Origin of the sequence: Pseudomonas sp. ACN8 (assembly GCF_002303925.1) — a bacterium.
In the GTDB taxonomy this organism is placed as follows: domain Bacteria; phylum Pseudomonadota; class Gammaproteobacteria; order Pseudomonadales; family Pseudomonadaceae; genus Aquipseudomonas.
The window spans coordinates 39,793-60,644 of record NZ_MRCS01000009.1 but is presented as its reverse complement, the minus strand read 5'-3'; the positions used below and the strand labels follow the sequence as shown (position 1 = coordinate 60,644).

At 60.8% G+C, this 20,852-nt stretch carries 24 protein-coding genes; 6 read left to right on the top strand and 18 right to left on the bottom strand.

The genetic code is table 11. From position 1 onward, the window contains the following. Window positions 1-7: 7 nt before the first annotated feature. The 8 genes from BSF44_RS07020 to BSF44_RS06985 all read right to left on the bottom strand — a co-directional run bounded on the left by BSF44_RS07020 (window position 8) and on the right by BSF44_RS06985 (window position 7,611). Window positions 8-781 (bottom strand): 1,6-dihydroxycyclohexa-2,4-diene-1-carboxylate dehydrogenase, encoded by a 774-nt coding sequence (locus BSF44_RS07020; protein ID WP_095942884.1) that lies wholly within the window; start codon window positions 779-781, stop codon window positions 8-10. A gap of 155 nt (window positions 782-936) precedes the next feature. Further along, window positions 937-1,950 carry a benzoate 1,2-dioxygenase electron transfer component BenC gene (gene benC, locus BSF44_RS07015; RefSeq protein WP_095942883.1) on the bottom strand — a complete coding sequence of 338 codons (1,014 nt, stop codon included), beginning with the start codon at window positions 1,948-1,950 and terminating at the stop codon, window positions 937-939. Window positions 1,951-1,960: 10 nt separating this feature from the next. Continuing rightward, window positions 1,961-2,449: a benzoate 1,2-dioxygenase small subunit gene (benB, locus tag BSF44_RS07010; protein ID WP_095942882.1), complete on the bottom strand. Its 489-nt coding sequence runs from the start codon at window positions 2,447-2,449 to the stop codon at window positions 1,961-1,963. Further along, window positions 2,446-3,810, bottom strand: a complete 1,365-nt coding sequence (benA, locus tag BSF44_RS07005) for a benzoate 1,2-dioxygenase large subunit (protein ID WP_095942881.1) — start codon at window positions 3,808-3,810, stop codon at window positions 2,446-2,448. The genes benB and benA overlap by 4 nt, the downstream gene beginning before the upstream one ends. Before the next feature lie 247 nt (window positions 3,811-4,057). Further along, a complete protein-coding gene (locus BSF44_RS07000) occupies window positions 4,058-5,017 on the bottom strand; it encodes an AraC family transcriptional regulator (RefSeq protein ID WP_095942880.1) in 960 nt (319 codons plus the stop codon). A gap of 168 nt (window positions 5,018-5,185) precedes the next feature. Continuing rightward, a complete protein-coding gene (gene catA, locus BSF44_RS06995; protein WP_095942879.1) occupies window positions 5,186-6,115 on the bottom strand; it encodes a catechol 1,2-dioxygenase in 930 nt (309 codons plus the stop codon). A 55-nt stretch (window positions 6,116-6,170) separates the two neighbouring features. Continuing rightward, window positions 6,171-6,461, bottom strand: a complete 291-nt coding sequence (gene catC, locus BSF44_RS06990; protein WP_034150962.1) for a muconolactone Delta-isomerase — start codon at window positions 6,459-6,461, stop codon at window positions 6,171-6,173. A 10-nt stretch (window positions 6,462-6,471) separates the two neighbouring features. Then, a complete protein-coding gene (locus BSF44_RS06985; protein ID WP_172435313.1) occupies window positions 6,472-7,611 on the bottom strand; it encodes a muconate cycloisomerase family protein in 1,140 nt (379 codons plus the stop codon). A 127-nt stretch (window positions 7,612-7,738) separates the two neighbouring features. On the opposite strand from BSF44_RS06985, the gene BSF44_RS06980 reads away from it, so the two are divergent. After that, window positions 7,739-8,623: a LysR family transcriptional regulator gene (locus BSF44_RS06980; RefSeq protein ID WP_095942878.1), complete on the top strand. Its 885-nt coding sequence runs from the start codon at window positions 7,739-7,741 to the stop codon at window positions 8,621-8,623. A 6-nt stretch (window positions 8,624-8,629) separates the two neighbouring features. On the opposite strand, the gene BSF44_RS06975 is transcribed toward BSF44_RS06980, so the two are convergent. Beyond that, window positions 8,630-8,869 (bottom strand): DUF1652 domain-containing protein, encoded by a 240-nt coding sequence (locus BSF44_RS06975; protein ID WP_056723537.1) that lies wholly within the window; start codon window positions 8,867-8,869, stop codon window positions 8,630-8,632. A gap of 119 nt (window positions 8,870-8,988) precedes the next feature. Next, window positions 8,989-9,888 carry a polysaccharide deacetylase family protein gene (locus BSF44_RS06970; RefSeq protein ID WP_095942877.1) on the bottom strand — a complete coding sequence of 300 codons (900 nt, stop codon included), beginning with the start codon at window positions 9,886-9,888 and terminating at the stop codon, window positions 8,989-8,991. Window positions 9,889-10,016: 128 nt separating this feature from the next. Here BSF44_RS06970 and BSF44_RS06965 point away from each other — a divergent pair, with 128 nt between their 5' ends. Next, window positions 10,017-10,697, top strand: coding sequence for an SOS response-associated peptidase family protein (locus BSF44_RS06965; RefSeq protein ID WP_095942876.1), 681 nt, complete (start codon window positions 10,017-10,019; stop codon window positions 10,695-10,697). Window positions 10,698-10,918: 221 nt separating this feature from the next. On the opposite strand, the gene BSF44_RS30275 is transcribed toward BSF44_RS06965, so the two are convergent. The 3 genes from BSF44_RS30275 to BSF44_RS06950 form a co-directional block, all read right to left on the bottom strand. Then, on the bottom strand, window positions 10,919-11,065 hold the full coding sequence (locus BSF44_RS30275; RefSeq protein ID WP_172435312.1) for a hypothetical protein: 147 nt from the start codon (window positions 11,063-11,065) through the stop codon (window positions 10,919-10,921). Between the two features lie 64 nt (window positions 11,066-11,129). Continuing rightward, on the bottom strand, window positions 11,130-11,441 hold the full coding sequence (locus BSF44_RS06955) for an AzlD domain-containing protein (protein ID WP_162130365.1): 312 nt from the start codon (window positions 11,439-11,441) through the stop codon (window positions 11,130-11,132). Beyond that, complete coding sequence (locus tag BSF44_RS06950; protein ID WP_095942875.1) at window positions 11,441-12,139, bottom strand: AzlC family ABC transporter permease; 699 nt, start codon at window positions 12,137-12,139, stop codon at window positions 11,441-11,443. Before BSF44_RS06950 ends, BSF44_RS06955 begins: the two co-directional genes overlap by 1 nt. A gap of 167 nt (window positions 12,140-12,306) precedes the next feature. Here BSF44_RS06950 and BSF44_RS06945 point away from each other — a divergent pair, with 167 nt between their 5' ends. The 3 genes from BSF44_RS06945 (at window position 12,307) to BSF44_RS06935 (ending at window position 14,826) form a co-directional block, all read left to right on the top strand. Then, window positions 12,307-13,242 (top strand): sensor domain-containing diguanylate cyclase, encoded by a 936-nt coding sequence (locus BSF44_RS06945; RefSeq protein WP_095942874.1) that lies wholly within the window; start codon window positions 12,307-12,309, stop codon window positions 13,240-13,242. A gap of 285 nt (window positions 13,243-13,527) precedes the next feature. Next, window positions 13,528-14,403 carry a 4-hydroxy-tetrahydrodipicolinate synthase gene (gene dapA / locus BSF44_RS06940; protein ID WP_095942873.1) on the top strand — a complete coding sequence of 292 codons (876 nt, stop codon included), beginning with the start codon at window positions 13,528-13,530 and terminating at the stop codon, window positions 14,401-14,403. A gap of 60 nt (window positions 14,404-14,463) precedes the next feature. Continuing rightward, window positions 14,464-14,826, top strand: coding sequence for a DUF2784 domain-containing protein (locus BSF44_RS06935; protein ID WP_095942872.1), 363 nt, complete (start codon window positions 14,464-14,466; stop codon window positions 14,824-14,826). A 44-nt stretch (window positions 14,827-14,870) separates the two neighbouring features. On the opposite strand, the gene BSF44_RS06930 is transcribed toward BSF44_RS06935, so the two are convergent. Next, entirely contained in the window at window positions 14,871-16,415 is a 1,545-nt protein-coding gene (locus BSF44_RS06930; protein WP_095942871.1) for a sensor domain-containing diguanylate cyclase, read from the bottom strand. 84 nt (window positions 16,416-16,499) lie between these two features. Next, entirely contained in the window at window positions 16,500-17,072 is a 573-nt protein-coding gene (locus BSF44_RS06925) for a DUF3087 domain-containing protein (protein WP_095942870.1), read from the bottom strand. 171 nt (window positions 17,073-17,243) lie between these two features. Between BSF44_RS06925 and ppnN the strand changes: the two genes are divergently transcribed. After that, on the top strand, window positions 17,244-18,617 hold the full coding sequence (gene ppnN, locus BSF44_RS06920) for a nucleotide 5'-monophosphate nucleosidase PpnN (protein ID WP_095942869.1): 1,374 nt from the start codon (window positions 17,244-17,246) through the stop codon (window positions 18,615-18,617). An 866-nt stretch (window positions 18,618-19,483) separates the two neighbouring features. Here ppnN and BSF44_RS06915 read toward each other — a convergent pair. Genes BSF44_RS06915 through BSF44_RS06905 form a run of 3 tightly spaced genes read right to left on the bottom strand, consistent with a single transcriptional unit; the run spans window position 19,484 to window position 20,850 of the window. Next, on the bottom strand, window positions 19,484-20,023 hold the full coding sequence (locus tag BSF44_RS06915) for a type II secretion system protein (RefSeq protein ID WP_095942868.1): 540 nt from the start codon (window positions 20,021-20,023) through the stop codon (window positions 19,484-19,486). Then, a complete protein-coding gene (locus tag BSF44_RS06910; RefSeq protein WP_095942867.1) occupies window positions 19,998-20,372 on the bottom strand; it encodes a type II secretion system protein in 375 nt (124 codons plus the stop codon). The genes BSF44_RS06915 and BSF44_RS06910 overlap by 26 nt, the downstream gene beginning before the upstream one ends. Before the next feature lie 4 nt (window positions 20,373-20,376). After that, on the bottom strand, window positions 20,377-20,850 hold the full coding sequence (locus BSF44_RS06905) for a type II secretion system protein (RefSeq protein ID WP_095942866.1): 474 nt from the start codon (window positions 20,848-20,850) through the stop codon (window positions 20,377-20,379). Window positions 20,851-20,852 lie beyond the last annotated feature (2 nt).

The following is a 20,852-nucleotide window of genomic DNA, read 5'->3' as shown; positions in this document are numbered from 1 at the left end:
GTTCGCCTCAGCCCTGATCGCCACCGCCCACGGGCATGACCATGCCGGTGATATAGGACGCATCGTCGCTGGCCAGAAACAGAATAGCCCCCGCCTGCTCATCCAGGGTGCCGTAGCGTTTCATCAAACTGCTGTCGAGGGTCTGGTCGACGATCTGCTGGTACCAGAGCTTTTCCTGCTCACTCTGCTCGGCACCGTTGCGGGGTATGCGTCGCGGCGGTGCTTCGGTGCCGCCAGGCGCCGTGGCATTGACCCGCACGCCGCGACCGGCGGTTTCGAATGCCAGACAAGCGGTCAAGGCATTGACCCCCCCCTTGGCCGCACCGTAGGGCACGCGGTTGAGGCTACGGGTGGCGATGGAGGATACGTTGACGATCGCACCACTGCCCTGCTCCAGCATGAACGGCAGCGCCGCATGGCAACACCACAAAGTCGGGAACAGCGAACGGCGAACCTCGGCCTCGATCTGCGACGCTTCATAGTGCTCGAACGGCTTGGCCCAGATCGTCCCGCCGACGTTATTGACCAGCACATCGAGGCGTCCGAAGCGCTCGACCGCGGTTTGCATCACCCGACTGCACTCCTCGTATTGCTCAAGGTCGGCGGTCAGGGCCAGTACCTGGGTGGTTGGCGCCAGCTGTTGCTGGACTTCGAACACCAGGTCGGAGCGATCCACCAGGATCAGCTTCGCCCCTTCGGCGGCCATGCGCTCGGCCACCCGCCGCCCGATACCTTGGGCAGCACCGGTGATCAGGGCGACTTTTTCGTGAAATTTGTTCATGTGAACCTCATGAAGAAGGTTGCAGTTCAACTGTGGGAGCGAGCCTGCTCGCGAAGAGGTCCTTCCAGTCGACACAGTGGGTGACTGCCGGACCGCTTTCGCGAGCAGGCTCGCTCCTACATTGGATCTTTGCCAATCAGGGAGTTTTGCAGGACTCAAGCCGCGCTGGCGGCAAATTTCTCGAAGTAGAAGTTCGCAGGTTTGATGCCTTGTTCGCGAATGAACTGGCTGACGGCCTCAACCATCGGCGGCGGGCCGCACAGGTAGACGTCGACGTCGCCATCGTTCAAATGCTTCGGCTCGATGTGCTGGGTCACATAACCCTTGAGCGGGTGCTGGCTCTCAGGGCTGGCGACGCAAGCGCTGAAGGTGAAGTTGGGGATACGTGCGGCAAAGGTTTCGAGGCGGTCGATTTCCACCAGGTCGAAATCGTGGGTCACGCCGTAGATCAGATGCAGCGGGTGATCGCTGCCCTGCTCGGCGATCTTCTCCAGCATCGCGGTGAACGGCGCCAACCCCGTGCCACCGGCCAGCAGCAACAGCGGCCGACGGATGTCCCGCAGGTAGAAGCTGCCCAAGGGACCAGCCAGGCTCATGCAGTCGCCGGCCTTGGCCATGCCGGTCAGGAAGCTGCTCATCAGGCCGCCGGGCACGTTGCGGATAAGGAAACTGACCTCACCGTCGCGCTGCAACGAGCTGAACGAATAGGCACGGGTCTGCTCGCTGCCGGGAATCCCCAGGTTCACGTACTGCCCCGGCAGGAACGCCAGCTTGCTCAGGGCTTCGCCCTTGATCGACAGCGCGATGGTGCTGTCGGACAACTGGCGCACGGCGCTGATGGTCGCGTCGTAGCTGGCCTGACGGGTGCGGCAGACCTCGGAGGACGTCGGTACTCGCACCACGCAATCGCTCTGGGCGCGCATCTGGCAGGTCAGGACAAAACCCTGCGCGGCCTCTTCAGGGCTGAGGGCGTCTTCGATGTACTCCTCGCCCAGATCGTAGGTGCCGGTCTCGGCAAAACACTTGCAGGTGCCGCAAGCGCCGTCGCGGCAGTCCAGCGGGATGTTGATGCCCTGGCGGTACGCGGCATCGGCCACGGTTTCGCCCACGTTGGCGTCGATGAACCGGGTGACGCCGTCTTCGAAATTGAACGCGATGGAATGGGTCATGACGGCCGCCTCACAAGTGGTAAACATCGATGACCTGGCGAACGTAGTCGTTCTTCAGGATCACTTTCTTGGCCTTGATCAACGGGTTTTCACCGCGCATGTCGAGGGTGTAGAAGCTACTGCCGAAATAGCTGTCGACGGTCTTGTAGCGAAAACTCAGGGTGTGCCAGTTGAAGCGCACCTTGCACAGTCCGTCGGCCTGTTCGAGCAGCTCGATGTTGCTGATGTTGTGGGAGGTGCGGGTGTCCGGCACGCTGGCGCTGGAGCGCTCGGTCTTGATGCGGAAGATGCGGTCTTCAAGACCCGTGCGGTTGCCGTACCAGATCAGCGAGATTTCCCGCTGCGGGTCCTCGGTCAACTCGTCGTTGTCGTCCCAGGACGGCATCCAGTACGTCGCGTCGGGAGCGTACATTTCCAGCCATTCGTCCCACTGGCGGTCATCGAGGTAGCGCGCTTCGCGATAGAGGAAATCGCGCACCGCTTCATAGGAAATGCTCATAACACGTCCTCCACGGCGATCAGCTTCGACTGCTCGGCCGCCAGGGCCTTGAGCATGGTCTGCTGCCAATACTTGTGCTGCAGCACGAACAGGCCCTCATCTTCGGTACGCACGCCGCTGAGCAGCGGATGCAGGTCGATCTCTTTGGCGGCGTCGTCGGCACCTTCAATCCAGTGCTCGGCACCACGGGACATGTCGTTCCAGGTGGTGACGCTGCCCTGGTAGCTGGTCTGGCAGGAGCGGAACTCTTCCAGATCGTCGGGCGTTGCCATGCCGCTGACGTTGAAGAAATCCTCGTACTGGCGAATCCGGCTGGAACGGGCGTGGTCGCTCTCGCCTTTGGGGGCGATGCAGTAGATGGTGATTTCCGTGCGGTTGACCGAAATCGGCCGGGCGATGCGGATCTGCGAGCTGAACTGGTCCATCAGGTACACGTTCGGGTACAGGCACAGGTTGCGCGAGTTCTCGATCATCCAGTCGGCGCGGGCCTTGCCGAAGTCTTGCGCCAGCTCATCGCGGCGCTCGTACAGCGGACGGTCCTCGGGGTTTGCCCAACGGGTCCAGAGCAGCATGTGGCCCTTGTCGAAGGAATAGAAACCACCGCCCTGCTTGGCCCAGCTGCCGGCGCTCATGGTCGGATTGGTGTCACCGGCTTCGCGCTGCTTGCGCTGGTTCTGGGTGGCCGCGTAGTTCCAGTGCACGGAGCTGACATGGTAGCCGTCGGCGCCGTTTTCGGCGGTGAGTTTCCAGTTGCCTTCGTAGATGTAGCTGGAAGAACCGCGCAGTACTTCCAGGCCATCAGGCGACTGGTCGACGATCATGTCGATGATCTTCGCCGATTCGCCCAGGTGCTCGACCAGTGGCAGTACATCGGCTTTCAGGCTGCCGAACAGGAAGCCGCGATAGGACTCGAAACGCGCAACACGGGTCAGGTCGTGGGAGCCTTCGCAGTTGAAGCTCGCCGGGTAGCCGGCGTTGGCCGGGTCCTTGACCTTGAGCAGCTTGCCGGAGTTGTTGAAAGTCCAGCCGTGGAACGGACAGGTGTAGGAGCTCTTGTTGCCGGACTTGTGCCGGCACAGGGTCGCGCCGCGATGGCTGCAGGCATTGATGAAGGCGTTGAGTACACCGTCCTTGTTGCGCGCGATGAAGACCGACTGGCGCCCCATGGTGGTGGTGTAGAAATCGTTGATGTTGGGGATCTGGCTTTCGTGAGCCAGGTACAGCCAGTTGCCCTCGAAGATGTGTTCCATCTCCAGATCGAACAACCGGGGGTCGGTGAACATCTCGCGTTTGCAGCGATAGAGGCCCTGCTCGGGATCATCTTCAAGCAGGGAATGCAGGTATTCGGGTCGCAGGGTCATGGCCGCCGCCTCCATTGTTATTGTTCAGGCAGGGGTCATGCTAGGACGGGGGGGCAGGCTGGAATATCCGCGGGTTGCAAACCTTTATCCGTTTTGTGCAGGGGTTTGGCGTTGTGTCAGGCGCCATCAATGTTGAATGTGCCGACCTCTTCGCGAGCAGGCTCGCTCCCACAGGGGTGAAGCAATCCAATGTGGGAGCGAGCTTGCTCGCGATGGCGCCAGACCAGACAACATCAAACTTGAAGGTTCAGTGCCGACGCTTGAGGGTATCGGACGGCAGTTCGCCGAACTGCTTGCGGTAGCTGTCGGAGAACCGCCCCAGGTGCAGGAAGCCGTAATCCATCGCCACTTCGGTGACGTTGCGCACGTTGCAGGTCGGGTCGCTGAGGCAGGCGTTGATGCGTTCCAGGCGTTTCTGGCGCAGGTAGTTTTTCGGCGTAAGGCCGGCATTGCGCTCGAACAGTCCGTACAACGAACGCAGGCTCATGTGCGCCTGGCGCGCCAGTGCTTCGCTGTCGATGTCCTGCTTGAGGTTATTGGCGATGTAATCGGCAATCGCCTCGAACGTGGCTGTCTGCGAGCCCAGTTCGAGGCGGCAGACGTTGGTTTTCATCAGGCTGAGCATCTTGCTGACGATAATCTGCGTGTAATGCTCCTGCACCCTGGGGATCTGCTCGGTGGATTCGGCTTCCTGGCAGATCATCGCCAGCAGGTTGACGAAACCTTCCAGTTCATTGAGCTGATACCGGTTTTCGAGGAACCGCACGCCCTGCCCCGGATAGCGCCAGCGCTGCTCATCGCAGACCGATTCAAACAAGCGGGTCGGGACTTTGAGGATGAATTTTTCGCAATCGGCGGAGTACGTCAGGTCCACCGGATCGTCGGGGTTGATTAGTAGCAATTCGCCAGGAGCGAAGTAATGTTCCTGGCCGTGGCCGCGCCACAGGCAATTGCCGCGCAGCAGCACTTGCAGGTGATAGATGCTGTCCAGCGCACCGGACGTCACGCGCACACTGGCACCGTAGCTGATGCGGCACAGGTCGAGGCTGGCGAACTTGCGATGATCGAGACTGGCCAGCGGGCTGCCGGCACGGGGCATGAGAATGCAGTGGTTACCGACGTGCTGATTGACGTAGCCCGACACCGCGTAAGGGTCGGCATGGTCGAACACCCGGCTGCGCTGACTCAACAGTTGCGCTGGCATCATCAGGTCACTCTCGTTGTTGTTATAGGTTGCGTCGTTTCATTCTAGATCCGAAACCCTTGTAGGAGCGAGCCTGCTCGCGATGGACTCAAGGACGCCACGGGGCATCAGGTACCCAGCGTCATCGTTGACGTCCATCGCGAGCAGGCTCGCTCCTACAGGGGGCGGTGATCAGTCCTCGAGTGCGCGGACCCGCTCGTGGCGCTGTTGCTCTTGCGGCTGGGCCGACGACTGCAGGGTGAAATCGAACTCGATTTCGGCAAAGCGACCGCTGACACCATGGGCCGCCGCGCGCTGTTGATCGTCGCTGAAGGTGATTTTGGCGATCAGCTCGTCACGGGTGGCGTAGGCGAAATCGTCATGCAGGTACTTTTCGCCATCGAGGTTGATCTGAGTGGTCAGGTGGCGATGATCCGGCGCGGAAATGAAGAAGTGCACGTGCGCCGGGCGCTGGCCATGACGGCCCAGTTGATCAAGCAGTTGCTGGGTCGGACCGTCCGGTGGGCAGCCGTAGCCCGAGGGCACAATGCTACGGAAACGGTAGCGGCCTTCGGCGTCGGTAACGATGCGGCGACGCAGGTTGAATTCCGACTGCGTGGTATCGAAGTACGAGTAAGTGCCACCGGTGTTGGCGTGCCAGACGTCCACCACAGCGCCGGCCAGGGGCTCGCCAGCGGTGTTGAACACACGGCCTTGCATGAACAGAGTCACACCCGGATCGACGCCATCGTCCAGACGCGCTTCGCCTTCCGACAGCGGCGCACCCGCCACGTACAGCGGGCCTTCGATGGTGCGCGGGGTGCCGCCGGACTTGCCGGCCTGCTCGTCTTCGGCGTCCATCAGCAGGTCGAGGTAATGTTCCAGACCGAGACCGGCCACCACCAGCCCGGCTTCCTGGCGAGCGCCCAGCACGTTGAGGTAGTTGACGGCTTTCCAGAACTCTTCCGGGGTCACGGCCAGGTCTTCGATGATGTTCACCGAATCACGCAGGATGCGGTACACCAGCGCCTTGGTCCGTGGGTCGCCAGCGTCGTTGAGCAGGCCGCTGGCCTCTTCGAGAAATTTCTGGACTTCGGCAGTGTGGGAAATCTTGACGTTCATTTTGAAGGGTTCCTCATCTTGTAATTATTAGCGTAGCGCGCTGAACAGGCTGGGCTCAGCGGTCGTCGTCACGGATGGAAGAAGGATGCCGGCACATCGCGTCGATCTCGATGGCCATGTACGGAAACAGTGGCAATTGCATCAACAGGTCGTGCAGTTCCTGAACGCTGTCGACATCGAACACGCTGTAGTTGGCGTAGTGCCCGGCGATGCGCCACAGGTGGCGCCACTTGCCTTGATCTTGCAGGCGCAGCGCCAGGGCCTTCTCGTCAGCCTTCAATTTGGCCGCCGCTTCGGGATTCATGTCGACCGGCAGGTTCACGGTCATTTTTACGTGGAACAGCATAATGCTCTCCTCAGGCTTGATGAATGGTCTTGTCGCGGCGGAAGAACGCCAGGCGCTCTTCATCCAGGCTCAGGCCCAAGCCCGGTGTTTTCGGCACGTGCAGTTCAAAATCGCGATACACCAGCGGTTCGCTGAGAATGTCTTCGGTCAGCAATAGCGGGCCGAACAGCTCGGTGTCCCACGCCAGTTTGTTCAGGGTGACGAAGGCATGGGCCGAAGCCATGGTGCCCAGGCCACCTTCAAGCATGGTGCCGCCGTACAGGGCGATGCCGGCCGCTTCAGCGATGGAGGCGGTGCGCAATACAGCGCGTGGGCCGCCGTTCTTGGCGATCTTCAGGGCGAACACCGAAGCCGCGCCTTCGCGGGCCAGGTTGAACGCATCTTCCACGCATTCGATGGATTCGTCGGCCATGATCGGCGCCGGGCTCATGGCGTTGAGGCGGGCCATGCCGGCGCGGTTGTTGCGCGAGATCGGCTGTTCGATCAGGTCGATGCCGTTGGTGCCTAGAATCCGGCAGGCGCGTAGTGCCACCGCTTCGTCCCAGGCCTGATTGACATCGACCCGCACGCTGGCGCGGTCACCCAGGGCTTTTTTGATCGCAATCACGTGGGCCAGGTCGCGGTTGACCTCCCCGGCGCCGATCTTCAGTTTGAAGATGCGGTGACGGCGCAGGTCGAGCATTTTTTCCGCTTCGGCGATGTCCTTCTCGGTGTCGCCGCTGGCCAGGGTCCAGGCCACCGGCAGCGCATCGCGAACACGACCGCCGAGCAATTCGCTGACCGGCAGGCCAAGGCGTTTGCCCAAGGCATCGAGCAGTGCGGTTTCGATACCGGATTTGGCGAAGGTGTTGCCGCGAATGCTGCGTTCCAGGCGCAACATGGCAGCGTTGACGTTGTTGCTGTCCTGGCCGATCAACAGTGGTGCGAAGTGCGCGTCGATGTTGGTCTTGATGCTGTCCGGGCTTTCGTTGCCGTAGGCCAGGCCACCGATGGTGGTGGATTCGCCGATGCCTTCGATGCCGTCGGCGCAACGCACGCGGATGATCACCAGGGTCTGGTTCTGCATGGTGTGCATCGCCAGCTTGTGCGGGCGAATGGTCGGCAGATCGACGATGATCGTCTCGATCGACTCAATGGCTGTTGCAAGCATTTCGATACCCGTCAGGTTCTTGAAGTTCTGGAATCGATTCTCGTACGGCTTTTTTCCTGAAGCCAATATAGAATTGGTCTGACTTGATACCTTAAAGGTATGCAACCGATCCGCGTCTGGAGGCTCCATGGAACTGCGTCACCTGCGTTATTTCCAGGTATTGGCTCAAACCCTCAACTTCACCCGCGCGGCCGAGCTGCTGCACATCGCCCAGCCGCCCTTGAGCCGGCAGATCCAGCAACTGGAGGACGAACTGGGGGTGATGCTGCTCGAACGCGGGCGACCGCTGAAGTTGACTGACGCCGGGCGATTTTTCCATGAGCACTCCACCGCCCTGCTCGAACAACTGAACAAGGTCTGCGACAACACCCGGCGTATCGGGTTGGGTGAGAAAACCTGGCTGGGTATCGGCTTTGCGCCTTCAACCTTGTATGGCGTGCTGCCGGAACTGATCCGGCGGTTACGCAGTGGCGAGCCGTTGGAGCTGGAGCTGGGGCTTTCGGAAATGACCACCCTGCAACAGGTGCAGGCATTGAAGGCCGGGCGCATCGACATCGGTTTCGGCCGAATCCGTATCGACGACCCGGCCATCATCCAGACCGTGCTCACCGAAGACCGCCTGGTCGCCGCCCTGCCCGCCGGGCATCCGTTGCTCGCAGGTCCCATCAGCCTGCGGGATCTGGCCGGGGAACCCTTTGTGCTGTACCCCGGCAATCCACGGCCGAGTTACGCCGACCATGTGATTGCCCTGTTCGAGTCTTACGGCGTGAGCATCCACGTCGCGCAATGGACCAACGAACTGCAAACGGCGATCGGGCTGGTGGGGGCAGGCATCGGGATCACGCTGGTACCGGCCTCGGTGCAGTTGCTGCACCGCGACGACATCGGCTTCACCCCGCTGCTGGAAGACAACGCCACCTCGCCGATCATTCTCAGCCGACGGGTGGGCGATGTATCGCCGGGGTTGAACCATTGTTTGCGGATGATTGATGAGCTGTTGCCGCGAGGCTGACAACCATCAGCCGGCAAACGCCCGGCGCCCTGCCTTCATCTCGGTACGCAACTCGCCGACAAAGTCAGAGATGGCGCGCACGCTGGTCAGCTCCGCCGTCGAAACACCGCTGATCAACAGCTCCACTCGCTTGGTGACGGGGTCGCAGACTTCGATGCGCAGCAGTCCGAGATTCTCCGTGCACTCGCACGACAGCGGCTCAAAACCGGACTCCACGATGTTGCAAAGCACTGAAATCGGAAGCATGGCCGGTCCCTCGGGCGACAGTCAATTCGGTTGGATCCGTTTCAGCATAGTTACACCTTGCCGATTTTGCGCCAGTAAATTGCCGTCAATTTTGTTATACCGCTCGCATTTCCGGCCATTCAGTGGGAATTACTACCCCAGATCCAGTTCCAGAACCCCGGTAATTCGACCGGCTGTGAATCGTCGCGCACGGTTCGCGCCATGGCTGCCCGCTGTAGCGCAACCTGATCGTCGTAAAACGGTTTGTCGGCGGTTTTCACCCCGGTCTGCCGGGCACTGTCGAGCAAAATCTGCAGGTACTCACGGGTATGCCGGGCGGTATAGCGGTTGAGGTCGTGGAAGGTCACCACCACCGGAATCACGCCATCGACCACCGGCAATTCACCACGGGCAATGCGTTCGCGAACTTCGGACATCGAACGCAGCATGTGCGACCGGCGCCGGGGGCTGGCGTTGAAGCCCCAGATCTTGCCGTCATTGGCGCTCAAGTCGGTGAGCAACACGTGCAGGCCATGCTGCCGATAAGCGGCGAAGGTGCGTTTGTCGTAGTTCCAGAATGGCGGGCGCAACAGGGTTGGCGGGGCGCCGGTAATCGCGGCGATGTCGGTGCTGCCATCGGTGAGGGCCTGCTCCAACACTGGCGGGTCGAGGGAGCGATGATTGGTGTGCCAGGGTGTCGCCGTGTGAAAGCCCAGGACATGACCTTCGGCATGTTCACGGCGCATGATGTCCCGGCCCAACTCGCTGCCTCCGGCGCGCGGAGCGCGGGTTTGCACGAAGAACACGGCCTTGATGTCCGGTTGCAGCGGGTTTTGCGCCAGGCTCTCCAGTACCGTCACGGTCGGATTCCACCAGCTCGATGCACTGGGACCGTCATCGAACGTCAGCAGAAAGCGGATGGGGGGTTGTGCCTGCAAACGCTGCTCGGTGCGCGGAGTCATTTCAATCGGTGCGGCGATACAACCCAGCAGCCCCACTGCCAGGGCGCACACCGTCAAACACTTGAACAATGGTTTCATCTTTTGCCTTGGGCCAGACCATCACGGTCGGTTGGATAGAGTACACAGGGTTTGGTTCCGGTGCTTGCCAGGCCCGTTTCGTCGCCACCAACTAAACTGAAAAAAATGCTCAACCAGAGTGTCAGGCCATGTGCGGACGACTGTCGCAATACCGTGGAATCCACGACTTCGTAGCGGTGCTGAGCATCCCCGACGCGCTGATCAATCACGTCGGCAACGAACCCCTGGGGCACTATAACGCCGCCCCCACCACGCAACTCGCCCTGCTGCACCTGGAGAACGAGCGGCTGCACGCCGACGCCGTGCGCTGGGGTTGGCGACCGCACTGGGCGACGGATCGCACGGAGCCGGTCAATGCCCGGGTCGAGAAAGTCGCCCACGGCCCGTACTTCCGGGCGATCTGGCCCCATCGCGCGATCTGCCCGATTGATAACTGGTTCGAATGGGTCGACACCGGTGAGGCCAACAAACAACCGTGGTTGATCCGGCGACGGAACCGGGCACCTATTTACTGCGCGGCCATCGGCCAGTACCCCATCGGCGGAGCGCCTCACAGGGAGCACGACGGTTTCGTCATCCTGACGGCCGACAGCGCAGGCGGCCTGCTTGACGTGCATGACCGCCGGCCGGTGGTGTTTTCGCCCGAACTGGCGCGGGAATGGCTGGACCCGGCCACGCCCAAGGAGCGGGCCGAGGAAATGGCGCTATCCCAGGGCGAGGTCAGTGATGTATTCGAGTGGTACAAGGTCGACAGGGCCGTTGGCAATGTCAGGAACCAGGGCGCCGCGCTGATCAAGGAAGTTCCATGAACCTGTCGATAACGACAAAGTCCCGCTCAATGGCGCAATGCTGATTCTTTTTTGTAGGAGCGAGCTTGCTCGCGATGGACTCAGGAGCGCCGCGTTTAGCCAGTAAACACGCGTTATCGTTAACGACCATCGCGAGCAAGCTCGCTCCTACAGAGGATCTCATTCGCTTAACTGAACAGCATTACGCGCAATGGCGGGGCTCTGTTGTATTCCCGTACGACTCAGAACTTGCGGTCAGGCTCTGACAGTTCCTTACCGTCGTCAGGATGTTTCCAGTCCGGTACCGAACGTTTCTGCTGCTCAATCTCTTCTTCCGTGGGTTCGTCCTCGTCGTCTTCCAGGTCCGGTTGCTTGGGTTCATTGGCCATGTTCACCTCTCTTCCTGAAGGGATCGGTCATCAACCTAAGCTTAGATCAGTTCCCCTGCCCCGCTCAAAGCCACCAGCGCAACAAAAAGAAGAAGCCCATGCTCAACAGCATGCTGAGCAACGTATTGCGCGTGTAGAGCACCAGAGCGACCGCCACCAGCGAGCTGATCAGGTAGGGATTGTCCCAGTGCAGATTCAGCTGTTTTTCCGGCATGAACACAATCGGCCCGCAGATGGCGGTCAACATGCCCGGTACGGCAAACCCCAGGAACTGCCGGGCGTTGCTGCTCAAGCGTAGCGGCAGTCGCGGTTCCAGGAAAACATAGCGATTGAGGAACACCAACACGCCCATTCCGATAATCACTGCCCAGACCATCATGTGCGTCCACCGTAGAATTTATTGCAGACAAACCCGGCGGTCATGCCCGCCAGCCCCGACAGCACCAGCGCCGAACCCCATTGCCAGTAGCTGAACAACACCGAGCAGAACAGCGACACCGCCACGCACACCACGGTCGGCAGGTTGCGCACCACCGGGGTGATCAGGGCAATGAAGGTCGCCGCGATGGAGAAATCCAGGCCCAGGTGCTCAAGGCCGGGAATACTGCTGCCCAGCACAATGCCCGCCAGGGTGAACAGGTTCCAGGCGATGTAGAACGTCAGGCCCACGCCCAGGGCGTACCAGCGGTTGAATTGCTGTTTGTCGTGCTGGCAGGTCAAGGCGAACAGCTCATCGGTGAGCAAGAACCCCAGGCCCGCGCGCCAGCGTCCCGGCAAGGGCGAAATCACCGAGCGCATGCTCATCCCGTAGAGCAAATGCTGGGAGGTCAGCAGCAGCGTGGTCAGCAGGATCGAAAAAATCCCGGCACCGCCCTTGAGCATGCCGATGGCCACCAGTTGCGCCGCGCCGGCAAACACAATGCTCGACAGGCCCTGGCCTTGCAGGGGCGTGAGGTTGGCTTCGATGGCCATGGAACCGGCCAGCAAGCCCCAGGGCGCGGTGGCCAGGGACAACGGCATGATCGCCGCTGCACCGCGCAAAAAGGCACTGCGCGGCATGATTGAATTGGGCATGACGTTCTACAGACAGGGAAAGACCCCAGACTGTGCCAGCAGTCGCGGCCGAAGGCTTGAACAATCTTGCTCACTGATACGCGGCGTACCATTCATCGGCTGCCCGCTTGATTCGCCAAAGTGCTAACAACATGATGGCGCTGCATTTTCATCGAGGCAGGCCCTTCATGAGTTCAGTGGAAACCGACAGCGACGTTTATAAAACCCTGCTTGAGTCGACCCGGGCGATTCCCTGGCGCATCGATTGGAAAACCATGACGTTCAGCTACATCGGACCACAGATCGAAGAACTGCTGGGCTGGAAGCAGGACAGTTGGGCGTCGGTCAACGACTGGATCGAGCGCATGCACCCGGATGACCGCGACTACGTGATGGACTTCTGCGTCTCGCAATCGCGCGCCGGTATCGATCACGAGGCCGACTATCGCGCACTCACCGAAAGCGGAGAGTACGTCTGGATCCGCGATGTGGTGCATGTGGTGCGCAAGGACGGCGAAGTCGAGGCGCTGGTGGGTTTCATGTTCGATATCAGCGAGCGCAAGAAAACCGAAGAGCACCTGATCCGCCTGCAAAAACAGCTTGAAGAGTATTCCTTCCAGGACGGCCTGACCGGCATCGCCAACCGGCGCATGTTCGACACCGTGCTGGAACGGGAGTGGAACAATGCCCAGCGCACCGCCTTGCCGTTGTCGGTGATGGTGCTGGATATCGATTACTTCAAGCAGTACAACGACCATTACGGCCATATCAAGGGTGACGAATGCCTGCGCCGCGTCGCGCAAACCTTGTCCCTGGCGGCGAATCGGCCACGGGATTTCATCGCGCGGATCGGCGGTGAAGAGTTTGTCTGGCTGCTGCCGGAAACCGATGCCGAGTCCGCGCGGCTGGTGGCGCACAAATGCCTGCACCTGATTCGCCAGCAGCAGATTCCCCATGAATTCTCGAACGTGTCGAGGCTGCTGAGTATCAGCCTCGGCGTCGGCACCACCCTGGCATCGATGCATGCCACGGCCCTGGAATTCGTCGAACAGGTCGATCATCTGCTCTACCAGGCCAAGCACAATGGCCGGATGCGCGCCGAGTTCGCTGATTTTCGTGATTGACAAACGGCGCTCCGGCTTTTAAAACTGGGCGCCTCACTCAGGGTGTAAGCAAGTATGTCCGCAACTTTCAATCTCGACTCTTCCGTCATTGGCTTGATTGCCAAGGCGCAAGGTTGCGTTGCGCACGCCCTCAAATCGAAGAAACAGTCGCTCATGTGACCGGGGCGCGCTGTCCCGTCAGATGAGCTGACAGGACATTGAGCGCGACGGACCACCCTCCCCTTGCTTACTCTCCTTCCATGCCCCTGACGGTGACGAAATCGGTCAACCATCAGGAGAAAGTGCATGTCAGCGTTTCAAGGTATCTGGGTTCCACTGGTCACACCCTTCCACAACGGCGCCATCGATTTCGTCGGTTTGCGCCGGCTGGTCAGCCATCTGCTGGAAAAAGGTGTCGACGGCCTCATCGTTTGCGGTACCACCGGCGAACCGGCGGCGATGGGCAAACATGAGCAACTGGCGGTGCTCGATACCGTGCTGGAGCTAGTGCCGGCGCAACAGGTGGTCATGGGCCTGGCCGGCAACAACCTGACCGAGTTGTTGCAGTTCCAGAGCGAGATCCTCAAGCGCCCGGTGGCTGGCCTGCTGGTGCCGGCGCCGTATTACATCCGCCCTTCCCAGGCCGGCCTCGAGGCGTTTTTCCGCACGGTCGCCGATGCCTCCAGCGCTCCGCTGATTCTCTACGACATCCCTTATCGCACCGGCGTGACCTTCGAGCAGGCGACCCTGCTCAACATCGTCGCCCACGAGCGGATTGTCGCCATCAAGGATTGCGGCGGTAATTTTTCCAACACCCTCGCTTTGCTCAACAGCGGCCTTGTCGACGTGCTGTGCGGCGAAGACAACCAGATCTTCAATGCCCTGTGCCTGGGCGCCAAAGGCGCGATTGCCGCGTCGGCGCATGTCCATCCCGAACTGTTCGTGCAGTTGCACCGGCAGATCCGCGACAACCGACTGGCTGAGGGCCGCGCCACGTTTTTCCGTTTGCTGCCGCTGATCGACAGCCTGTTCCTGGAACCCAACCCGGCCCCGGTGAAAACCGCGCTGGCCCTGGAAGGTTTGATCGGTGACGAGCTGCGCGCGCCCATGCAACGCAGCAGTGAATCGATGACCGAGCATTTGAAAGACGTGCTCGGTGCATTGGGCCGCGACAATCGATAGAGCGCCTGCCTGCGGCCCGAGTACCATGGAGCGATTCGTTCAGCCTTCAGGGGCACCGACATGCTGTACCGAATCGCCGCCGATGGGCTGATGCTGTTCCACTTGCTGTTCATTGTGTTCGTGTTGTTCGGCGGGTTGCTGGTGCTCAAATGGCGCCACCTGATCTGGTGGCATCCGCCGGCCGCCGTCTGGGGTGTGGCAGTGGAGTTGTTCCACCTGCCCTGCCCGCTGACCGACTGGGAGAACCGCATGCGCCATGGAGCCGGGCAAACCGGCTATGGCGGTGGATTCATCGAGCATTACATTTGGCCGGTAATTTACCCGGCGGGCCTGACGCCCGGCATTCAGTTGGGATTGGGCGTCGTGGTGTTGCTGATCAACGCGCTGATCTATCTTCGATTGATCAAGCAATGGGCCACCTGAATCTTCAACCAGTCTGACGGACCGGTTTGTCTGACTCCGGCCCCTCAGTTGGCAATCACGCTCATGTTCCGCCCACTGGCCTTGGCCACGTACAGCGCCTTGTCTGCCGCACCAATCAGGTCGTCGGGGCGGATCTGGGAAGCGGCGGTGCTGGCACACACACCGACGCTGACGGTCACGGTGCCTTCCGGGCTGTCACTGTGGGCAATGTCGGCCTGCAGTACCGCGCGGCGGATTTTCTCCGCCACCAGAAATGCCCCCACGTAGTCGGTGCCGGGCAGCACCACGGCAAACTCTTCGCCACCATAGCGGGCGGCCAGGTCACCGGGGCGCTTGATGTTGTCGGTGATGATCGCACTGACCTTGCGCAGACACTCATCACCGGCCAGGTGGCCGTAGCGGTCGTTAAAGGGTTTGAAATGATCGACATCAATCATCAGCAGCGCCAACTCGGACTGGCTGCGTCGGGCTCGGCCCATTTCGGCATCGATGAAAGCGTCGAGCTGACGCCGGTTGGCCAGCCCCGTCAGCGCGTCCTTGAGGGCCAGGCCTTCGAGGTTGCGATTGACCTCCAGGAGCTTGTCCTGGGTGTCCAGCAACTCGACCTGCACCAGGTTCTGCTGCTTCATCAGCTTGATAAGCCGAAACCCCAGTACCCCGAGAAAACCCAGCAACAGCATGACGATGCCGGTGCTGAGCAGTGTCTCCTTGCGCCAGCTGTCGAGCACTTCATCCTTGTTCAACGCGGTAAAAACGATCAGCGGATAACCCTCGACCCGGCGATACCCTATCACCCGCTCGACACCGTCGATGATCGACCTGATCGTGGCCGTACCCGCGTCGCCTTTGGGCAACAACTGAGTGAACAACGGGCTCTTGGCGAGGCTGGTGCCGATGTCCGCCTCCTTGAAGGGTCGGCGAATGACAACGGTGGCATTGTCGGCGATCAGGTTGATCACGCCGTTACTGCCCATGTCGATGCTGTCGTAGAGCTGCAGGAAATGACTGAGGTAAATCGACGCCAGCGCCACCCCGGCGAAGCTGCCGTCGGGATGATTGACCCGACGCGAAACCGTCACGATCCATTCGCCGCTCGAACGGCTCTTGATCGACGGCCCAATGTGCGGCCCACGGCTGGGGTTATCGCGATGGAAGATGAAGTATTCGCGGTCGGAATTGTTGACGCCGGTCTGGCCGGCGCCATTGGAATTGGCGATCCACTGCCCTTTTTCGTCGAAAACAAATACACCATGGAGCTGGCTCAGCTCACTGCGCTGGGCGCTGAGCAAAAGCGGCAGCCGGGATTTATCCACGCCGTCGTGCTCCAGACGATCGACCAGGGTGAACAGCAGCGTATCGGCTTGCTTGATCGAGGCCTGCGCTTGCGATGCCAGGGTCTGCGCAAGGTTGGACATCGCCACTTCCTTGTCCCGCAGGTGGTACTGGCGTGAGCTCCAGGCTTCCCAGATCACGATGACCACCATCGACAGGCACACCGCCACCAGCAGGATCACCGCCGAGCGGACCTTGAGCCGGGGCACGGCTGGCCGGAGCATTTCAATATGATCGTGGATCGACGGTTGTCCCATGGTGCTCCCTGATTGTTGGTGACAGGGCGAACTTTCCTGATCGCCGCTTTTGCTCACAATGCCTGATCCAGGCTCGCAATGATGTTAGCCCCTGACCTGCTTTACCGCCTCCAGCCATGCAGGATCCAGCCGCGTCTGTTCGATATCGATGCCCAGCGCTTGCATTCGCTCCTCGTGCCGGTCCATTTCGCGGATCAATTGGCCGTGGTCGCTGGAGTTGCCGTCGAGCTGATGCATCTGGTTCAACCCCAAATGGTAGAAACGCAACAGCTTCATCGCAACCGGATCGCCCTTTGCTTCGGCCGCCGTTACATGATGCATGACATTGGTGACGCTCATCAGGCTGCGCTTGAGTTGCCAACTGTAGACCGCGGGCTTCATCCATTCCTGTTGCCAGAATACCTTGCGCATCAGCACCGCCATCACCAGTACCGCAACGAACACACCACCGACGTTGAAACGCAGGTTGTCGCCCAAAGGCTCGCCGAACAGCGCCACCGCGGCCGTTGAGAAAGCCATCGCCAGCGCCAGAAAGATCAGGGCAATGATGACCGTGCTGCGCCGTGTCTGTTGCCGGTAGGTGTCGGCGTTCATCGGCTGGATTTCGAACATTGCGTCGGGTTTCCTTGGGTCCGGGACAAAAAGACAGCGAGCCATTATCGCCTCTGCGCGGGATTTAGCTATGCTGGGGCTCCATTTCATCTTTTCATCGTCAAGCCGGGGACATGGCAAGACCGCGCAGTTCGTGCCATCTTCTTTCATGAATACACATTATTCGGATGCCATTCGTAGTTGCTGTGTGAATGACATCGTTTTAAGGATCATTGAATGACCCAACGCCAAGTTATCGACGCCTCCGTCAGTCCCAAAGGCAGCCTGGAAACGCTCTCGCAACGGGAAGTCCAGCAATTGAGCGAAGCCGGTTCCGGCAGCACCTACAACATCTTCCGCCAATGCGCCCTGGCCATCCTCAACACCGGCGCCCATGTCGACAACGCCAAGACCATCCTTGAAGCCTACAAGGATTTTGAAATCCGCATTCACCAGCAGGACCGAGGCGTGCGCCTGGAACTGCTGAACGCCCCGGCCGACGCCTTCGTCGACGGCGAAATGATCGCCAGCACCCGGGAAATGCTGTTCAGCGCCCTGCGCGACATCGTCTACACCGAAAACGAACTCGACAGCCAACGCATCGATTTGAGCAGCTCCCAGGGCATCAGCGATTACGTCTTCCACCTGCTGCGCAATGCCCGCACCCTGCGCCCCGGCGTCGAGCCGAAGATCGTGGTGTGCTGGGGCGGACACTCGATCAACACCGAAGAATACAAATACACCAAGAAAGTCGGCCACGAACTGGGCCTGCGCAGCCTGGACATCTGCACCGGTTGCGGCCCCGGCGTGATGAAAGGCCCGATGAAAGGCGCGACCATCGCCCACGCCAAGCAACGCATCCACGGCGGTCGCTACCTGGGCCTGACCGAACCCGGGATCATCGCCGCCGAAGCGCCGAACCCGATCGTCAATGAACTGGTGATCCTGCCGGACATCGAAAAACGCCTGGAAGCCTTCGTCCGCGTCGGCCACGGCATCATCATCTTCCCGGGCGGCGCCGGTACGGCCGAAGAGTTCCTGTACCTGCTGGGCATCCTGATGCACCCGGGCAATAAAGGCCTGCCCTTGCCGGTCATCCTCACCGGGCCGAAACATGCCGCGCCGTACCTGGAACAACTGGACGCATTCGTCGGTGCAACCCTGGGCGACGCCGCCAGGCAGCACTACCAGATCATCATCGATGACCCGGCCGAAGTGGCACGGCAGATGACCCAGGGCCTCAAAGCGGTCAAACAGTTCCGCCGCGAGCGCAACGATGCGTTTCACTTCAACTGGCTGCTGAAAATCGATGAAGGCTTCCAGCGCCCGTTCGACCCGACCCACGAAAACATGGCCAACCTGAAGCTGAGCCTCGACCTGCCCGCCCACGAACTGGCGGCCAACCTGCGCCGCGCGTTCTCCGGCATCGTCGCCGGCAACGTCAAGGACAAGGGCATCCGCCTGATCGAAGAACACGGGCCGTACCAGATCCGTGGCGACGCGGCGATCATGCAACCGCTGGACCTGCTGCTCAAAGCCTTCGTCGCCCAGCACCGCATGAAACTGCCCGGTGGCGCGGCGTATGTGCCGTGTTATCGGGTGGTGGCGTAAGACTGAGCCATGGCTATCGTGAGCAAGCGCCCACACATTGGGTTCCCGGTTTTACTCGGGACTTGTGGCCACTGAAGATCCCTGTGGGAGCTTGCTTGGTCCGGGCGGTCTTCCGACGATGGCTTTGTGTCAGGTGACGAGTATTTTGTGGATGTACATATCCATTGCTGCGGTCACGGCCACTTTTGGTTCCGCTCTTACAGCGGGTCACTTGGAAAAGCCCCAAGTAACCAAGGGCTCTTGCCCCTGACATTCGGTGCCTCGCCGTGGCTCGGCATGCCCTCGCTCCGGTCCTGCTCCGTGGGCCCGCCGCCATCGGCCATCCATGGCCGGCGGCGGCTAACCCGGCATCCATGCCGGGTTGCCCACTGCGCAGAACCTGCGCTCGGCCTCACGAGGGAGCGTACACCGCAACAGCGTCCGAGGCGGCCTACCGGCCGGCCTGTTTGCTGGGTGCGTTCGTCTGTGATGTATCTTATCGACCGGAAGGCCACCATCGCGGGCAAGCCCGCTCTCACAGGTATCGAGTGCATCTGCAAGATTTCGGTCGGCTGGCAGGCCGCTATCGCGAGCAGGCTCGCTCCTACAGTTGATCCGGGTATGCCTGCAAGAGATTGGTCGGCTGACAGGCCGTCATCGCGAGCAAGCCCGCACAGGTATCGAGTGCATCTGCAAGATTTCGGTCGGCTGGCAGGCCGCTATCGCGAGCAGGCTCGCTCCTACAGTTGATCCGGGTATGCCTGCAAGAGATTGGTCGGCTGACAGGCCGTCATCGCGAGCAAGCTCGCTCCCACAGGTATCGAGTGCATCTGCAAGATTTCGGTCGACTGGCAGGCCGCCTTCGAAAGCAAACTCACTCCCAAGGTTCAAGGCTGCAATGCCTGGGGCGCGGTGGACGGGTCTTTCGGCGGCCCGCCGGTATCTTCGAGGGAGACTTTCTCGGCCACGAACTGCCAGTCCTTATAGCTGGCCATGCCCTTGAAGTCCGCCCACTGGCTGGGAAAGTTATCTTGCTTGAGCGGCTTCTGCTCGGACGGGCAGTACACACCGCTGATCCGCCCATCGAAATCGCGCATCAGCTCCCACTCGCCCCCCGTCATCGGCTCCGGGTACAACTGCCGCAGATGGTGCCTGGCCGTCGGGAAACGCTCGTCCTGCAACAGGTCCTTGAGTTCTTTCGGGTACTGGGCCATACCGGGCGAACTGTGGTAATAGCTGCGCAACGCCTGGGCATATTGCGTACCGACCCAGAGCAACTGGTTTTCGCGATCGCGGCGCGAAGCGGTGGCCCACAACTCGCCGGCACTGGCCAGACCCATGCCTATCACGACGATCAGAAACAGCACACCCAGGTAGGTAAAGCCGTCCTGGCTGGAAGGTTTACCACTCGGAATACAGGCTGCCATCACGCGCCCTCCCGCCGGCCCCACTCTTGATATCGGCCACCCCGCCCGCCACGCCATCCGGTGGCGCGACTATGATCCAGGTATCCTTGCGCTCGGAAATCGGGTCCAGCGGCTGGCTACGCAAGTAGCGCAGTTCGACCAGTTGTTCGATGGAATCGGGATAACGCCCGGTGTCCCCGTAATAGTGATCCAGTGCCTCGCGCATGGACGACAGGCTCTGGTGCAAGGTGGTCTCCCTGGAAGACTCCAGGCTGCTGAAGTAGCGTGGCAAGGCGATTGTCATCAGGGTCGCGATGATCGCCATGACCACCATCAGTTCAATCAGGGTAAAACCCTTTTGCCGACGCATAGGCTCACCACTCTCGGTAGGCGATACCGTTGAGACCCTTGCCCCGGGCCTTGGAGTAAACGTCAAAGACGTCCTGGCCCTCGCGCGGGTTCTCAGCCGAACTGTCATAGGAACGCAGGCCCCAGCCGCCTTCGTCGTCACGCTTGACGGTTGCCAGCGGGTCATGGGGGATGCGTCGCAGGAAGTAGAACTTGGCGCCCTTGGGGCTGCGCACGTCACGCACCCCCTCCACCAGCACTTGCAGGTTCGGCGGGTAGCCGCTGCTGTCGAGCGACTTCTCGATGTAGCCCGCGTCGAAGGCCTGTTTGTAAGCGTCGATGGCATCGCGGATCTGGTACAGCGCAGTCCGCAGGTCCTGCTCTTTGCCCCGGCGCACCACGGTCTCGGTCAGCGGTGCGGCCATGCCGGCCAGCAGGCCGACCAGGGCGAGCGTCACCACGACTTCGACCAGGGTAAAACCGCGTTGCGAGACGTTCATGA

What these genes read in the sequence shown, in the direction of transcription:
- BSF44_RS07020 (WP_095942884.1), bottom strand. Translation starts at nt 781, where the DNA reads ATGAACAAATTTCACGAAAAAGTCGCCCTGATCACCGGTGCTGCCCAA.
- benC (WP_095942883.1), bottom strand. Translation starts at nt 1,950, where the DNA reads ATGACCCATTCCATCGCGTTCAATTTCGAAGACGGCGTCACCCGGTTC.
- benB (WP_095942882.1), bottom strand. Translation starts at nt 2,449, where the DNA reads ATGAGCATTTCCTATGAAGCGGTGCGCGATTTCCTCTATCGCGAAGCG.
- benA (WP_095942881.1), bottom strand. Translation starts at nt 3,810, where the DNA reads ATGACCCTGCGACCCGAATACCTGCATTCCCTGCTTGAAGATGATCCC.
- BSF44_RS07000 (WP_095942880.1), bottom strand. Translation starts at nt 5,017, where the DNA reads ATGATGCCAGCGCAACTGTTGAGTCAGCGCAGCCGGGTGTTCGACCAT.
- catA (WP_095942879.1), bottom strand. Translation starts at nt 6,115, where the DNA reads ATGAACGTCAAGATTTCCCACACTGCCGAAGTCCAGAAATTTCTCGAA.
- catC (WP_034150962.1), bottom strand. Translation starts at nt 6,461, where the DNA reads ATGCTGTTCCACGTAAAAATGACCGTGAACCTGCCGGTCGACATGAAT.
- BSF44_RS06985 (WP_172435313.1), bottom strand. Translation starts at nt 7,611, where the DNA reads ATGCTTGCAACAGCCATTGAGTCGATCGAGACGATCATCGTCGATCTG.
- BSF44_RS06980 (WP_095942878.1), top strand. Translation starts at nt 7,739, where the DNA reads ATGGAACTGCGTCACCTGCGTTATTTCCAGGTATTGGCTCAAACCCTC.
- BSF44_RS06975 (WP_056723537.1), bottom strand. Translation starts at nt 8,869, where the DNA reads ATGCTTCCGATTTCAGTGCTTTGCAACATCGTGGAGTCCGGTTTTGAG.
- BSF44_RS06970 (WP_095942877.1), bottom strand. Translation starts at nt 9,888, where the DNA reads ATGAAACCATTGTTCAAGTGTTTGACGGTGTGCGCCCTGGCAGTGGGG.
- BSF44_RS06965 (WP_095942876.1), top strand. Translation starts at nt 10,017, where the DNA reads ATGTGCGGACGACTGTCGCAATACCGTGGAATCCACGACTTCGTAGCG.
- BSF44_RS30275 (WP_172435312.1), bottom strand. Translation starts at nt 11,065, where the DNA reads ATGGCCAATGAACCCAAGCAACCGGACCTGGAAGACGACGAGGACGAA.
- BSF44_RS06955 (WP_162130365.1), bottom strand. Translation starts at nt 11,441, where the DNA reads ATGGTCTGGGCAGTGATTATCGGAATGGGCGTGTTGGTGTTCCTCAAT.
- BSF44_RS06950 (WP_095942875.1), bottom strand. Translation starts at nt 12,139, where the DNA reads ATGCCCAATTCAATCATGCCGCGCAGTGCCTTTTTGCGCGGTGCAGCG.
- BSF44_RS06945 (WP_095942874.1), top strand. Translation starts at nt 12,307, where the DNA reads ATGAGTTCAGTGGAAACCGACAGCGACGTTTATAAAACCCTGCTTGAG.
- dapA (WP_095942873.1), top strand. Translation starts at nt 13,528, where the DNA reads ATGTCAGCGTTTCAAGGTATCTGGGTTCCACTGGTCACACCCTTCCAC.
- BSF44_RS06935 (WP_095942872.1), top strand. Translation starts at nt 14,464, where the DNA reads ATGCTGTACCGAATCGCCGCCGATGGGCTGATGCTGTTCCACTTGCTG.
- BSF44_RS06930 (WP_095942871.1), bottom strand. Translation starts at nt 16,415, where the DNA reads ATGGGACAACCGTCGATCCACGATCATATTGAAATGCTCCGGCCAGCC.
- BSF44_RS06925 (WP_095942870.1), bottom strand. Translation starts at nt 17,072, where the DNA reads ATGGCTCGCTGTCTTTTTGTCCCGGACCCAAGGAAACCCGACGCAATG.
- ppnN (WP_095942869.1), top strand. Translation starts at nt 17,244, where the DNA reads ATGACCCAACGCCAAGTTATCGACGCCTCCGTCAGTCCCAAAGGCAGC.
- BSF44_RS06915 (WP_095942868.1), bottom strand. Translation starts at nt 20,023, where the DNA reads ATGGCAGCCTGTATTCCGAGTGGTAAACCTTCCAGCCAGGACGGCTTT.
- BSF44_RS06910 (WP_095942867.1), bottom strand. Translation starts at nt 20,372, where the DNA reads ATGCGTCGGCAAAAGGGTTTTACCCTGATTGAACTGATGGTGGTCATG.
- BSF44_RS06905 (WP_095942866.1), bottom strand. Translation starts at nt 20,850, where the DNA reads ATGAACGTCTCGCAACGCGGTTTTACCCTGGTCGAAGTCGTGGTGACG.